General features: G+C 66.1%; 10 protein-coding genes. 3 read left to right on the top strand and 7 right to left on the bottom strand.

Going from position 1 to position 13,357, the window contains the following annotated elements; genetic code table 11:
• The first annotated feature begins 1 nt into the window (after position 1).
• From C9427_RS20455 to C9427_RS20445, 3 genes are read left to right on the top strand one after another with little or no spacing between them, the layout of a single operon-like run.
• Entirely contained in the window at positions 2 to 901 is a 900-nt protein-coding gene (locus tag C9427_RS20455) for an iron-siderophore ABC transporter substrate-binding protein (RefSeq protein WP_245437113.1), read from the top strand.
• Positions 894 to 2,897: a Fe(3+)-hydroxamate ABC transporter permease FhuB gene (fhuB, locus tag C9427_RS20450; RefSeq protein ID WP_107650906.1), complete on the top strand. Its 2,004-nt coding sequence runs from the start codon at positions 894 to 896 to the stop codon at positions 2,895 to 2,897. The genes C9427_RS20455 and fhuB overlap by 8 nt, the downstream gene beginning before the upstream one ends.
• The gene (locus C9427_RS20445; RefSeq protein WP_107650905.1) at positions 2,890 to 3,981 is read left to right on the top strand and encodes a siderophore-interacting protein; all 1,092 of its coding nucleotides are present in this window, start codon (positions 2,890 to 2,892) and stop codon (positions 3,979 to 3,981) included. Before fhuB ends, C9427_RS20445 begins: the two co-directional genes overlap by 8 nt.
• Positions 3,982 to 3,999: 18 nt before the next feature.
• On the opposite strand, the gene C9427_RS20440 is transcribed toward C9427_RS20445, so the two are convergent.
• The 7 genes from C9427_RS20440 to C9427_RS20410 all read right to left on the bottom strand — a co-directional run bounded on the left by C9427_RS20440 (position 4,000) and on the right by C9427_RS20410 (position 13,199).
• Entirely contained in the window at positions 4,000 to 4,608 is a 609-nt protein-coding gene (locus C9427_RS20440; RefSeq protein WP_107650946.1) for a YkoF family thiamine/hydroxymethylpyrimidine-binding protein, read from the bottom strand.
• 181 nt (positions 4,609 to 4,789) lie between these two features.
• Complete coding sequence (locus tag C9427_RS20435) at positions 4,790 to 5,710, bottom strand: DMT family transporter (RefSeq protein WP_107650904.1); 921 nt, start codon at positions 5,708 to 5,710, stop codon at positions 4,790 to 4,792.
• Between the two features lie 69 nt (positions 5,711 to 5,779).
• Positions 5,780 to 7,579, bottom strand: a complete 1,800-nt coding sequence (locus C9427_RS20430; RefSeq protein ID WP_107650903.1) for a hydantoinase B/oxoprolinase family protein — start codon at positions 7,577 to 7,579, stop codon at positions 5,780 to 5,782.
• Between the two features lie 25 nt (positions 7,580 to 7,604).
• Positions 7,605 to 9,665, bottom strand: a complete 2,061-nt coding sequence (locus C9427_RS20425) for a hydantoinase/oxoprolinase family protein (RefSeq protein ID WP_107650902.1) — start codon at positions 9,663 to 9,665, stop codon at positions 7,605 to 7,607.
• Between the two features lie 23 nt (positions 9,666 to 9,688).
• On the bottom strand, positions 9,689 to 10,684 hold the full coding sequence (locus C9427_RS20420) for an ABC transporter permease (protein WP_245437112.1): 996 nt from the start codon (positions 10,682 to 10,684) through the stop codon (positions 9,689 to 9,691).
• Positions 10,681 to 11,694: an ABC transporter permease gene (locus C9427_RS20415; RefSeq protein WP_107650901.1), complete on the bottom strand. Its 1,014-nt coding sequence runs from the start codon at positions 11,692 to 11,694 to the stop codon at positions 10,681 to 10,683. Before C9427_RS20415 ends, C9427_RS20420 begins: the two co-directional genes overlap by 4 nt.
• Before the next feature lie 17 nt (positions 11,695 to 11,711).
• Complete coding sequence (locus C9427_RS20410; protein WP_107650944.1) at positions 11,712 to 13,199, bottom strand: sugar ABC transporter ATP-binding protein; 1,488 nt, start codon at positions 13,197 to 13,199, stop codon at positions 11,712 to 11,714.
• Between the last annotated feature and the right edge of the window lie 158 nt (positions 13,200 to 13,357).

The raw sequence follows: 13,357 nt of genomic DNA, 5'->3' as shown, positions 1-13,357 counted from the left end.
GATGATCTTTCTTCCCCGGGCGATGGTACATCTGCCCAACCGGCGGCAGGCGCTTGCGCTTGGCTTGGCGGCGGCCCTGCCGCCGATCGTCGCCAGGGCAGCGCCGCTGCGCGTCGCGGCGATCGATTGGGGCATGCTGGAAACTTTGCTGGCGCTCGGCATAGAGCCGGTTGCGGCGACCGAACTCATCCAGTTTCGCAAGATCGCGGTCGAGCCGATCGTCCCTCGATCGGTGACCGATCTCGGCCTGCGCGGCACGCCCAATTACGAGCTGCTGCGCACCGTCGCGCCGGATCTCATCGTCATCTCCAACTTCTATGAGTACCAGCGCCCCATGCTTGAGCGCATTGCGCCAGTCCTTGCGCAAGCGGTCTACGCGCCCGGCGTACCACCCTACCCGCTGGCCGAGGCAGCAGCGCTGGCGCTTGGCGAAAGGCTCGCGCGACTGGCCGAGGCAAAACGCTATGTCGACGAGACATCAGTCGAGATCACCCGATTGCGCGCCGCGCTAACAGCCGCCTCAGGGCGGCCGGTCTTTGTCATCAGCCTTGGCGACTCACGCCATTTCCGCGCCTTTGGCCGAGATTCGATGTTTGGCGACGTGCTTCAGCGTCTCGGCATGAAGAACGCCTGGATCGATGAGACGGACTACAGCGCCGCCGCTCCGGTCGGTCTGGAGGCGCTGGCGCGCGTTCCCGATGCATCGATCCTCGTCGTCTCGCCGCTGCCGGCCGATGTCGGCCGCTCGCTGCCCGCAAATGCCTTGTGGAACGCACTGCCGGCGGTCCGCGAAGGTCGTGTCGCCGTGCTGGAACCGATCAATCATTTCGGCGGCCTGCCCTCGGCGCGCCGCTTCGCACGCCTGGCTACAGTGGCACTTGCCGGGCAGGCCCATGGCTGACCGCGCCATGACCGAGCGCGCCGTGACTGGCCATGCGCTGCCGCCGATCGTGCTCTGGGGTCTTTCGGCCGGAGTGGCGGCACTCCTGTTCACCTGGCGCGTCGGCATGCAGTGGCCGACCGCGCCTGGCGACGGCGTCGATCTCGACCGTATCATCCTTTTCTACAGCACGCTGCCGCGCGCGGCAGTGGCGGTGCTGGCAGGCGCCGTTCTCGGCCTGTCCGGCCTGCTGCTGCAGCGCGTGTTGCGCAACCCGTTGGCCGAACCGTCGACGCTTGGCATTTCGGCCGGCGCGCAGCTGGCCATGACGGCGGCTTCCGTCTACGCGCCGTTCCTGATGGAGCGGTCGCAAGGGCCGGTCGCCTTTGCCGGCGGCATCGCCGCGGTGCTGCTGGTTCTGTCGCTGACCTGGCGGCGCGGGTTGGAGCCCGTCTCCGTCGTGCTTGCCGGCATGATGGTGGCGTTGACTGCCAGCTCCATCAGCGCCGCCCTGATCCTCGCCAATGGCGACTATCTGTTCTCGCTGTTCATCTGGGGCGGCGGATCGCTGGTCCAGCAGGACTGGGGGCCGGCCATCGCATTGGCGGTCAGGCTTGCGGTCGGCGCCGTCGCCGCCCTGTTGCTGCTCAGACCGCTGACGATCCTTGGCCTTGACGACGCCTCGGCGCGCAGTCTGGGCATTGCGCGCCACAGCAGCCGCTTTCTCGTCATCGCGCTTGCCGTGTGGATGGCGACCGGCGTGGTCGCGGAGGTCGGCGTCATCGGCTTCGTCGGCCTTGCGGCGCCTGCGCTCGCCACGCTTTCGGGCGCGCGAACGCTGCGGCAAAGGCTGCTCGCCGCGCCGCTGATCGGCGCCATCCTGCTGTGGCTGACGGACGGGCTGGCGCAACTGGCGGCCGGCACTGGCGGCGAACGCATTCCGACCGGCGCCGGCACCGCACTTCTGGGCGGCCCCGTTCTGCTCTGGCTGCTGCCGAGGCTGCGCATGCTCGAATGGCCGAACCTCGGCACGAACAGCCCTTCCCCACGCAAGGCTGCCCGTCCTCGGCTCATCATCCTGCTTTTGTTTCTGGCGGTGCTTTTCGCGGCAGGGGTGGCGCTCCTTCTCGGGCGCGGGCCGACGGGCTGGTCGGTCGCCGGCGGCGACATGCTTCTTGATCTCGCCGCCTGGCGCGCGCCGCGGATCGGCGTGGCGGCGGCCGCCGGCGCCATGCTGGCAGTGGCGGGCGTGGTGATCCAGCGCATCACCGGCAATCCACTGGCAAGCCCGGAGGTGCTGGGTGTCGGCACCGGCGCCGGCGCCGGCCTGACCGCGGTATTGACGCTCAGCGCGGCGGCCGCGCCCGTTTGGCAATTTGCCGGGTCCGTGCTCGGTTCGCTGGCTGTGTTGATCGCCATGCTGGCGATCGGTGCGCGGGCGAAATTCGGCGCCGAGCGGCTGCTGCTTGCCGGCGTCGCCATGAGCGCGCTGTGCAGCGCCGTCACCACAGCAGCCATCGCGATGGGAAATGCGCAGTCCTACGTCCTGCTGCGCTGGCTCAGCGGCTCGACCAGCCAGGCGACCGGCGTCGATGCCTGGCTCATGATCGCCTGTCTGGTGCTGCTGACATTGCCGCTGTTTCTCGCCGCCCGCTGGCTCGATATCCTGCCGCTCGGCGAAAATACCGCGCGCGGGCTGGGCCTGCCGGTCGCCAAAGGCCGGCTGACGCTGATCGTTCTCGCCGCGATCCTGACCGCACTTGCCGCGATGTTCGTCGGACCGCTGAGCTTTGTCGGCCTCATCGCGCCGCACCTCGCACGGCTGGTCGGCTTTGCCCGCGCCCGAGCTCACCTCGCCAGCGCGGTGCTGATCGGTGCGCTTCTGATGATCGTGTCGGACTGGCTGTCACGCATGGCGGCCTTTCCGTACGAGTTGCCCGTCGGCCTGTTCGCCTCACTGCTTGGCGGACCGTATCTCGTCCATCTGCTTGCAAAAGGAGTGCCGCGTCATGGCTGACATGCCGAGAAACCTCAAGGCGTCCGCCGAGATCGCGCTGTCATGTCCGCAAGACATCATGCAACGGCTTTGCACACACTTTGCCGATCATGGCGACGTCGCCATCGATGGCGCCTGCAGTCGCATCGACACGGCCTTCGGCTCAGCCAGCATGGAAGCCTGCCAGCGCTGCCTGAGGGTTTTCGCGGAGGGCAATGACGAAACATCGCTGGCCTATGTGAAACTCTCCATCGCCGAACATCTTTTGCATTTCGCTTCGGCGGAGAACCCCGCCATCGTCTGGCAAGGCGATGGCGCGGCCGGCCAGCCCTTGCCCTATTTCCGTGAGATGCGCGTCGTGCGGACCACCAGCGTGACGCCGCATATGCGGCGGCTGACCCTGGCCGGCAGCGATCTCGGACGCTTCGCGACGGGCGGGCTTCATGTCCGTCTGCTGCTGCCAAGGGATGGCGCGGTATCTGCCTGGCCCGTCACCGGCGAGGATGGCCGCCCGGCATGGCCGGGAGCGGAACGGCGGCCGGACGTGCGCATCTACACGATCCGCCGCATCGACGTCGACAACGGGGAGGTCGATATCGACTTTGTCCTGCATGATGGCGACGGCATGCCCGGCGCGCGCTTTGCCGCCAATGCGCGGATCGGCGACGTCGTCGGCATGACCGGGCCGGGCGGCGGCGGCATCCCCGCCGCCGACTGGTGCCTGCTCGCCGGCGACGAAACCGCCCTGCCCGCGATCGGCCGCATCGTCGAGGCGCTGCCGGCAGGCGTGCACGCCGTCATCCGCATCGAAGTCGCCGATGGCGACGAGGAGCAGACGCTGGTTTCGGAGGCCTCGCTGGACATAAAGTGGCTGCACAGGAACGGCGTGGCCCCAGGCAAATCGACCTTGCTTCAGGATGCCGTCCGCGAGGTCCATTGGCCCGAAGACGGGCGCAGCGTCTTTGCCTGGGCCGGCTGCGAGCACAGGAGCTTCCGCGCCATCCGCTCCTACCTCAGGCAAGACCGGAAGCTCAAGCGCGACGCGCATCTCGTCGTCGCCTACTGGCGCTGCGGCTACGAGGGCGACAGCGCGCGAACAGACTGACCGACCGGTTCGACGTGTCTACCGCAAGCTCGGACTGTTCGCCGATACGGTCAGGTCGAGCGCGACATGGCCCTGCGGCGCGCCGAAGCGAAGGAAGGCTTCCGACAGCGTCGCGAACACCGGTCCGGCATCGCCTCTCAGCTTGGTGCAGAAGTTCTTCGATTTGTCGAAGACGCCGGACGCCTTGAGGAAGTCGATGCAGCCGTAGATCTCGTCCATATGGTGGCCTTCGCCGAGCGGATAGAGCGAGAACTGCGCGGCGACCTCTTGCCCAAGCCTTTCCGCAGCGTCGACATGCGCCCGCGCCGCGCCGATGCGCTCCGCCAGCGGCAGCTCGTGGCTGCTGCCGGAAATCGGCGTGCAGATCGGATCGTCGGGCTCGCCGGGGCAGCCGCGCGACACCGTTGCCGACAACACGCAATGCACGCCGCTTGCCGCCGCCGAGGCGAACAGATCGCGCATCGCAGGGAAAAGCTGTTCAGGCGGACCGACGATCAGCGTCGAGATATCGTCGGTCTCGATGCGGAAATTCGCCCGGTACGGATCGAACGCCGAAAGCGCGCCGAGGATGACGCCGACGAAATCGTCGCACATCGGATAGAGGGAAATCTGTGCACCTGAAAACATGGTCGCCTCGCTCCGCTGGCATTACCCAGATCAGCTTGAGGGACCGAAGGCTTGGCGCCTTATATCTCAGCCCCGGCAATACGGAGCGCCCCTGTCGATGCGGCAGACCTAACACCGGCGTTCGACATGCGCAAGCAGCGGGCGCTCGCATGAACGCGCCGCGATGTCGCATGTACCGAGTTCACTGCGCAGCCTCCGGCCCGGCCTTGCTCGACAGCGCCAGATACATCCCGGCCATCATCAGCAGCAGCGCCAGCCAGAACAGCGCCCCCGGCTGCTCGCCGAGGAAAACCAGGCTCCACAGAATTCCCGCCGCCACCGCCAGATAGTTGAACAGCGAGAAGCGCGCCGGGCCGATGCGTTCGACAAGCGTGAAGAAAAGCCAGAAGAAAACGGTGTTGATCGCCGTGGCGATGGCGAGTGGCAGCAAGCCCGAAGCAATGCCCTCGGGCGGCAGCACCGCGCTGCCGAGCGCCAGCATCACCACGCCTGCCACGGCCGCGGCACCCAGCAGCGTTCCGGCAGCCATGGCGGCTGACGTGGCATCCGCCGGCCGCAGCCATTTGGCGCAATTGTTGGCGGCGGCGAACATCAACGGCGCCGAAAGCGCGACCAGGAACCAGAACACGCCACCGGCGCCAATGACACCGGCACCCGGCGCCAAGATCACCGCCACGCCCGCTATCCCGAGAAGCATGCCGAGCAAGGTCCGCTGGTCGAAACGCTCGATCCCGGCAAGCACGCCGATCAAGAGAGTGAGGATGGGCGAAAGACAGAGCACCAGCGTGAGCACCGAGGCATCGAGATGCTCCGCCGCCTTGACCAATATGCCGATCGGCAGGCCGACGACCAGGGCACCCATGACGACATAGGCGCGCAGATGCGCCGCCGACAGGGCGAACCGTCCACTCAGCATCACCAGCAGCGCCAGGGCAAGGCCCGCCAGCAGCGATTGCAGGAAGGCAAAGCCCATCGGCGGCCAGAGCGCTTCCGCAGCGAGGCGGTTCACCGCAAAGATGCCGCCATAGATCGCCGCGGCAAGCAGCAGCAGCGCGGCATCCGCCAGGCGGAATCGTCGCGAGGACGTTCGATCTTCATGCATGGCCGCATCATGCGCCCGACCTTGGCCAGGCGCCCTCCCTTTCCGGTCTCGGTGCAGAAGGCTTTCCAGTCAGCGCCGGCTGGCGCGAAGCTCCGCCGTCCGTGCCTCGTCGACCATCAGCAGGCCGGGCTCGGCCGCATCCATCAACGCCACGCCGTAGACTGTCTCGGCATCCTCCCGGCTCAGCCAGCCGCGATTGACGGTCGCCACGACGCGTCTCGGCTCGCGTTTCAGCGGATCGCCGTAACCGCCGCCGCCACAAGCGGTGAACTCGATCTTGGCGCCGTCCTCGATTGTCTCCTCGCTGAACGCCGGCAGCACGATCCTGTCGCCACCCCGGACCTTGATGGACTCGCTCTCCTTGCCGTCGCCGCCGCCCAGCACGCCGCGCGGCGGGAAGGAGGTGCCGTCGGCGGCGTAGACGATCGTCATGTCGTGATCGAGCGGGTAGAAGACGCCGCCGGTGGCCGGCGCGCCCTCGAACTCGCCGAAACCCTGCGAGCCCGGCAGCACGCCACGACGCTCGATGACGATCGGATACATGGATTCGTCGACCTCGACCGAGTCGAGCTGGATGAGGCCGGCATTGGCCGGGCCGCAATAGGTCAGCCAGCCATCATAGCCGTGACGGGCGCCGCCGCCCGCATAGCCGACGAAGACCTGGTTGACATAGGATTTGCCGTTCTTGAACGGGTCCTCGCCGGAGATGACGCCGACGCCGGCGGGAAGATGCGAGCCGCTCTCGGCCTGCCCGTATGGCGCGCCCATCCGCGAGAAGACGCAATTGCCGGCGATCATCAGCCGGTCGTTGACATTGGTGGTGGCGACCGAGGTGCCGACCGGATATTTCGGCTTGCCGACGACGCTTCCCTCGCGCAGCAGCACCTTGATCTGCGACTTGGCGCCCTCATTGTGCGGGATGCTTTCGTCCAGATTGTTGAAGACGCCGATGCGGCAGGAGCCGGTGGCGGTGTTCTCGGAGAGGTTCAGGCCGCCCGGCACATTGTCGATATTGTCGCGCGCATCGACGACGATCTCGCCCTTGACCGGATCGACATGGATGGTGAGCCGAACCGGTATGCCCTCGTCGGCGACGCCGGGCACCGGGTCGTGCCGCGTCTCGTAGCTATAGCTGCCGGCGGGCAGCTTCGCGATCGCCGCTTTGGCGCAGCGCGCGCCATAGTCGAACCAGTCCTCGACGAAGCCCATGATCGTGTCGCGGCCATAGCGCGTGAACAGTTCGCCGATGCGGCGCTCGCCGGTGCGGCAGGCGCCGATCTGCGCGCGCACATCGCCCAGCCACATATCGGGCACGCGGTTGCGCATGGTGCCGATGCGCAGGATGTCCTTCTTCTCCTGATAGTTCTGCGCCACCCGCACGCAGGGAAAATGCATGCCTTCCTCGAAGATGTTCTTGGCGAAGGGCAGATAGGTCGACGGCACCGGGGCGCCGGTATCGGCGTGGTGCGACAGGGCGACGACCCAGAACAGCGGCTCGCCCTCATGGAACACCGGCATCGTCATGATCAGGTCGGCGTGATGGGTGCCGCCCGTATAGGGGCAGTTGTTGAGGAAGATGTCGCCTTGCGTGATGTCGTCGAAAAGCTCGGTCAGCGGCCGCGTCGCCATGTCCATCGACATGACATGGATCGGCAGCGCATCCTCGACCGAAACCAGCTTGTGGTCGTAGGTCAGGATGGCGCAGGAGAAGTCGCGCGCGTTCTTGATCACCGCCGAGCGGCTCGCCCGCATGACGACCAGCGTCATCTCGCGTACGATCGCCTCGAAGCGGCTCTTCAGCACCGACATCAGGAAGGGATCCACCCGTCGCTCCGCGACGTCGAGCTCAGCTTTGTTGATGGCGTCCATGGCGTTACCTCACGCGGTTGCGGGGTTAGATGATGTTGACGACGAGATTGCCGTAGCGATCTATCTCGCCCTGGTGCTGGTTTTTCAGGTAGGCGGTGAAGGTCTCGGCCTCGACCAGGCAAGGGCCGGCGAGACGGGCGCCGGCGCCGAGTTCGGCCATCTCGTAGACCGGCACGGTTTCGACCCGTCCGCTTTCCTGCTGGTAGATGCCGCGCCGCGCCTTGGGTTTGATCTCGCCCGATTGGACCGCAAGTGTGTTCTTCTGCCAGAGATCCTGGCCGGAGCGCTTGCCGATGGCGCGCAGCTTCCACGCCGTGAACTCGACCACGTCATTGTCGGCGCGGATCGAATAAATGCGCTCATGCATCCTGTGGAAGGCCTCGACCAGCCCGGGCAGGTCTTCGGCCGACAGGGCACCATCCTTGCTTTCGAACGGCACCTCGATCTCGAAGGACTGGTATTCGTAGCGACCGAGGAACGAAAACTCGAACTGCCGATTTTCGGCCGCCACGCCGGCCTCGGCAAGGAAACCGTCTCCGGTCTGCCGCAGCCGCTTCAGCGCCTGGTTGACCCCGTCGACGTTGAAATTCGCATCCGATGTCAGCAGGACCGCGCTTTCCTCGCTACGGATATCGCAGATCAGCCCGCCAAAGGCGCTGAGGCCCGCCATGAAGCGTGGAACCATATAGCGCTTGAGGCCGAGAATGTCGGCCATTTCGGCGATGTGGATGGCGGTTGCGCCGCCGCCGCAGACAAAGAAGCTGTCGCGCGGATTGATGCCTTCGCGCACGGTGATTTCCTCGATCGCCGCGACCATGTTGTGGTTGCTGGTCGTATAAATGGCGTAGGCCGCCTGCTCGCGCGTGACGCCGAGCCGCTCGGCGATCTTGTCGACTGCCGCTTCGGCGAGTTCGCGCTCCAGCTTCATCTTGCCGCCGAGGAAATAGTCGGGGTCGACAATGCCGAGCACGACATTGGCGTCGGTGACCGTCGGTTCGGTGCCGCCCTTGCCATAGCAGGCCGGCCCCGGCCGCGCGCCGGCGCTTCGCGGGCCGACCCGAAGCAGGCCGCCCTCGTCGACGAAGGCGATCGAGCCGCCGCCGGCGCCGACCGAGCGCACATCGACCTTGGGGATGCCGAGCGAGTCATTGTGGATCATGCTGTCGGGCGTGACGATGATCTGGTGATCGCGCAGCGCCGAGACGTCGAAGGTCGTGCCGCCCATATCGCCGACGATGATGTCGGGCTCGTCGGACAGCGCCAACGCCGCCATCGGCGCCAGCGTCGGCCCCGACATGACGCTGTAGATCGGTTTGCGGATCATGTCGGCGAGCGGCATCATGCCGCCGACGCAGTTGGCGAGCAGCAGTTCGCCCGCGAAATCTTCCTCGTCGAGCGCCGTCTTCAGCTTCTCGATATAGGTGCGCACGATCGGGTTGATCGAGGCATCGATGGCCGCCGCGATGATGCGCTTGTACTCGCGCGGCATCGGGTTGATCTCGTGGCTGAGCGTGATCGGAATGCCGGGCAATTCCTTCTCCAAAATGGCGCGCACCGCAAGCTCATGCGCCGGATTGACCACCGACCACAGCAGGCCGACGGCAACCGCCTCGACGCCGAGATTGCGGAACTCGCTCGCGGCCTTGCGGACGTCGTCGAGCGACAGCGGCGCAAGCTCGCGGCCGCGCGCGTCGATGCGTCCGGCCACTGTCTTGGTCAGGTGGCGCGGCACATAGGGATCGGGATAGTCTAGGCGCCACTGGAAGGCGCCCTTGCGCGGCCCCTCGCGCAGCACGAGGATGTCCTGGTGGCCTTCTGTCAGCACAAGGCCGACCTTGACCGTCTTGCGCTCGACCAGCGCATTGGTCGACACCGTTGAGCCGTGCACGACGAGCTCTATCTTCTTCATGAAATCGGCGGGCAGCAGACCGTAGCCCTCGGCCGCGACATGCAGGACATTGATGAAGCCCTTTTCGAACTCGCCGGGCGTCGTCGGCGACTTGAAAATGGCGATCTCGCCCTTGCTGTTCGAGACAAGGCAGTCGGTGAAGGTGCCGCCAATGTCGATGCAAACTTGATAGGTCATGCATGTCCTCAAAAAGAAGGGTTTCAGCGCCTGGCGACGTCGCGATTGACGATCAGGCTGACGATGATAATGACGCCGAGACAGATCTGCTGGAGATAGCCGTCGATCTGGACAAGGTTCATGCCGTTGGAGAGCACGGTGATGAACAGCGCGCCGAGCAGGGCCGCGCCAACGCCGCCCTCGCCGCCCGACAGCCGCACCCCGCCGACGACAGCGGCGGCGATCGCTTCCAGCGTAAGATTGCCGCCGAGATTGGGTTCGCCCGAGCCGGTGCGGGCGGTGAGCAGCAGCGCGCCGAGCGCGGCAAGCACGGCGCACAGCGTATAGGCGAGCACGAGCACCGGCAGCGTGCGGATGCCGGCCGCCACGGCTGCCCGGGGATTGGCGCCGATGATATAGAGGCTGCGCCCGAACTTCGTCGCCTTGAGCGTCAGGAAGAGCAGCGCGAAGACCAGCCCGGCAAACCAGATCGGGATCGGAATGGACAGCAACGTCCCTTGCGCGAATTCGGCCGTTAGGCCGCGCGGCAGGCCGGTGACCGGAAAGCCGCCGCTGATCGTCGAGGCGAGAGCCATCACCATGTTGGCCATGCCGAGCGTCGTCACCAGCGGGTTGATGCCGATGCCGGCGATCAGCAGTCCGTTGGCGAGGCCGATCAGCGCGGCGATCAGGACGCCAGCGCCGACGCCGTAGAGGATCGACGCGTCGCCGCCTCCCATCGCCACCATGGCCATCGAAGCGGCGACGCTGACCAGCGAGACGGTATAGCCCAGCGACAGGTCGAAGCCGCGCGTCAGGATGACCATGGTCTGCGCCATGGCGAAGATCGAGAGATAACTCGCCTGGATGGCAATGTTGCGGAAATTGCCCAGCGATAGCACCCGCGGCTCGACAATGCCGAACAGCACCAGCGTGACGACGATGGCGATCGGCAGGCGGGCGGCAAGCAGCATGTCCTTGACGGCGGCGCCGGAGAGCGGGCCGATCGACTGGGCCTTGGTGCCTGAGGGTGTGCTCATGCCTGCCGCTTTCTGAGGAGAAGCCGGTCGATGGCGAGCGCCACGATCAGCACCGCGCCGAGCACCAGCGTCTGATACTTGCTGTCGACCTGGACCAGGTTCATCGCATTGGCGATCACGGCGAGGAAGAGCGCGGCAAGCGCCACATGCTCGGCACGGCCGACGCCGCCGCGTAGCGACACCCCGCCGATGACGGCGGCGGCAATGGTCTCCAGCGCCAGCGTGCCGCCGATGGTCGATTGGCCGGAACCGAGCCGCGATGTCATCAGGAATCCCGTCAGCGCGGCGAGCATACCGGCAAGCACATAGGCGATCGCCAGCGTCCGGCCGGTCGCCACGCCGGACAGCCGCGCCGAACGCAGATCGCTGCCGACGGCATAGATATGCCTTCCAAGCGCGGTGAAGCGCTGCATGACGATGCAGCCGATAAGCACGACAAGCGCGACATGCAGCACGATCGGCAGGCCGAGAAACTGTCCGCGCCCGACGCCGGTAATGAAGGATTGAGCGACGCCGTAGATCGGGATGCCTTGCGTGAAATAGAGCGCTATGCCCATCAGCACCGACATCATGGCGAGCGTCACCATGAAGGGCGACAGCGACAGGCTCGCCACCAGCCCGGCATTGGTCAAGCCGACAAGCGCGCCGACGCCAATGGCGGCAACCAGCGAAAGCAGGATGATTGCGATCTCCATGTCCGGAAAATAGCCGCTGCCGACGAGCATCACGGCGGCGGTGACCACGGACGAGATCGCCACCACCGCGCCGACCGACAGGTCGAAGCCGCCGGCGGTCATCACCAGCATCTGCGCCAGCGACGGGATGAGCAGGAGCGCGAAATTGCGCATGACGTTGATGAGGTTGAGCCGGTTGAGGAAGCGCGGCTCGACCAGCGCGGTCGCCACGACCGCCACGATGAGAAAGGTGATGACGATGCCGCCCTGCATGAGAAAGCGGTCGAGCAGACTCGACCGGTGCTCAGCGGGTTTGGCCGCGCTCAAAGGGGCCATCGTTGCCTGCTCCGAACTCACGCCCGCCCCCCGAAATAATGGGACAGAATCTGCGCCTCCGTCAGCTCGCTTTGGCCGAGCTCGGCGACGACCTTGCCTTCATGCATGACATAGACGCGCGAGGCGAGGTTGATGAGCTCCGGCAATTCAGAGGTCGAGACGACGACCGAGGCGCCGGCTTCCACCAGTGACTTGATGAGATTATAGACATCGACCTTGGCGCCGACATCGATGCCGACCGTCGGTTCGTCGAAGAGATAGACATCGAAGGGCCGCATCAGCCCGCGCGCCAGCATCAGCTTCTGCTGGTTGCCGCCGGAAAATGCCGAGACCTTGCGCTCGGGCGCCATTGGCCGCAGCGCAAGATCGGCGAGCGGCGCCTTGATCACCTCGCGCTCGCGCCAGAACTTCAGCACCGGCCCGGCCGACAAGGCCGGCAGGTCGAGCGAGCTCATCGTCGCGTTTTCGCGCGCCGAGCGGGCCATGGCCAGTCCTTCCGAACCGCGGTCGGCCGGGAAATAGCAGACCTTGCTGGCAAGCATGGACGCTGGCGAGGGACGCGCGACGGTCTTGTCGCCGACAGTGATGGTTCCCGCCTCGACCGTCTCCAGACCGAAGACGGCACGGCAAAGCTCGCTGCGCCCGCAGCCGACGAGACCGGCGAGGCCGACCACCTCGCCCGCCCGCGCCACGAAAGAGGCGCCGATGACGGAACGGTCCTGCGTGGTCAGGTCGCGGACTTCAAGTCTGGCCGCGCCCGGCCTGTGTTCGATGCTGGGGAAGAGCTGCTCGACCGGACGGCCGACCATCATCTCGATCAGCCCCTCGTCCGAAATCTCCGACGTCACCACGGTGCCGATCCTCTTGCCGCCGCGCAGCACCGTGACGCGGTCGGACAGGTTGCGGATCTCGCTCATGCGGTGCGAGACATAGATGATGCCGACGCCCCTGCCCTTGAGCAGCGCCACCGCATGGAAGAGCTTGTCGGCCTCGCCGTCGGTGAGCGAAGCGGTGGGCTCGTCGAGAATAAGCACCTTTGGCCGCATGCGCAGCGCCTTGGCGATCTCGACCATCTGTTTCTGTGCGCGCGACAGGAACGCCACCTTCTCGTCGAGCGGCAGGTGAAAGCCGAGCCCGTCGAGCAATTCGGTGCCCGCCTGGCGCATCTGCCGCCGCTTGAGGAAGAGGCTGCCCGACTGCTCGCGGCCGAGGAAGATGTTCTCGAGCACGGTGAGGTCGGGGACCAGGCTGAATTCCTGGAAGACGGCGGCGATGCCGATCTCCTGCGCGACCTGCGGGGTGAGGCTCGTGATCGTGCGGCCATTGATCCGGTAGACGCCCTCGGCCCAGGGGAATGTGCCGGCAATGAGATTGATCAGCGTCGACTTGCCGGCGCCGTTCTCGCCAAGCAGCGCGTGGACCTCGCCCTCGTTGAGCGAGAAGTCGACATTGTCCAGCGCGGCGATGCCGCGAAATCTCTTGGTGAATCCGGTTACTTCCAGCATCTCGTCACAAAAGCCTTGGAGCATCTCGCCCAAAGTAGCCGCGCTTGGGCCGACATGCTCAAAAACAAGGACTTAAGCGCATCGGCTGAATCATTTTGCTAGCGATGCGCTTGAAGCCGGCGGCGTCTGGCCACTTGGGAGAAGCAGCCAGACTTAGG

It is taken from the genome of Mesorhizobium helmanticense (assembly GCF_003034915.1).
Classification (GTDB): domain Bacteria; phylum Pseudomonadota; class Alphaproteobacteria; order Rhizobiales; family Rhizobiaceae; genus Mesorhizobium; species Mesorhizobium helmanticense.
The sequence above is the reverse complement of the archived record's forward strand: the minus strand, read 5'-3'. Positions and strand labels throughout refer to the sequence as shown.

Coding starts and splice junctions, on each gene's coding strand:
- C9427_RS20455 (WP_245437113.1), top strand. CDS start 2: ATGATCTTTCTTCCCCGGGCGATGGTACATCTGCCCAACCGGCGGCAG.
- fhuB (WP_107650906.1), top strand. CDS start 894: ATGGCTGACCGCGCCATGACCGAGCGCGCCGTGACTGGCCATGCGCTG.
- C9427_RS20445 (WP_107650905.1), top strand. CDS start 2,890: ATGGCTGACATGCCGAGAAACCTCAAGGCGTCCGCCGAGATCGCGCTG.
- C9427_RS20440 (WP_107650946.1), bottom strand. CDS start 4,608: ATGTTTTCAGGTGCACAGATTTCCCTCTATCCGATGTGCGACGATTTC.
- C9427_RS20435 (WP_107650904.1), bottom strand. CDS start 5,710: ATGCATGAAGATCGAACGTCCTCGCGACGATTCCGCCTGGCGGATGCC.
- C9427_RS20430 (WP_107650903.1), bottom strand. CDS start 7,579: ATGGACGCCATCAACAAAGCTGAGCTCGACGTCGCGGAGCGACGGGTG.
- C9427_RS20425 (WP_107650902.1), bottom strand. CDS start 9,665: ATGACCTATCAAGTTTGCATCGACATTGGCGGCACCTTCACCGACTGC.
- C9427_RS20420 (WP_245437112.1), bottom strand. CDS start 10,684: ATGAGCACACCCTCAGGCACCAAGGCCCAGTCGATCGGCCCGCTCTCC.
- C9427_RS20415 (WP_107650901.1), bottom strand. CDS start 11,694: ATGGCCCCTTTGAGCGCGGCCAAACCCGCTGAGCACCGGTCGAGTCTG.
- C9427_RS20410 (WP_107650944.1), bottom strand. CDS start 13,199: ATGCTGGAAGTAACCGGATTCACCAAGAGATTTCGCGGCATCGCCGCG.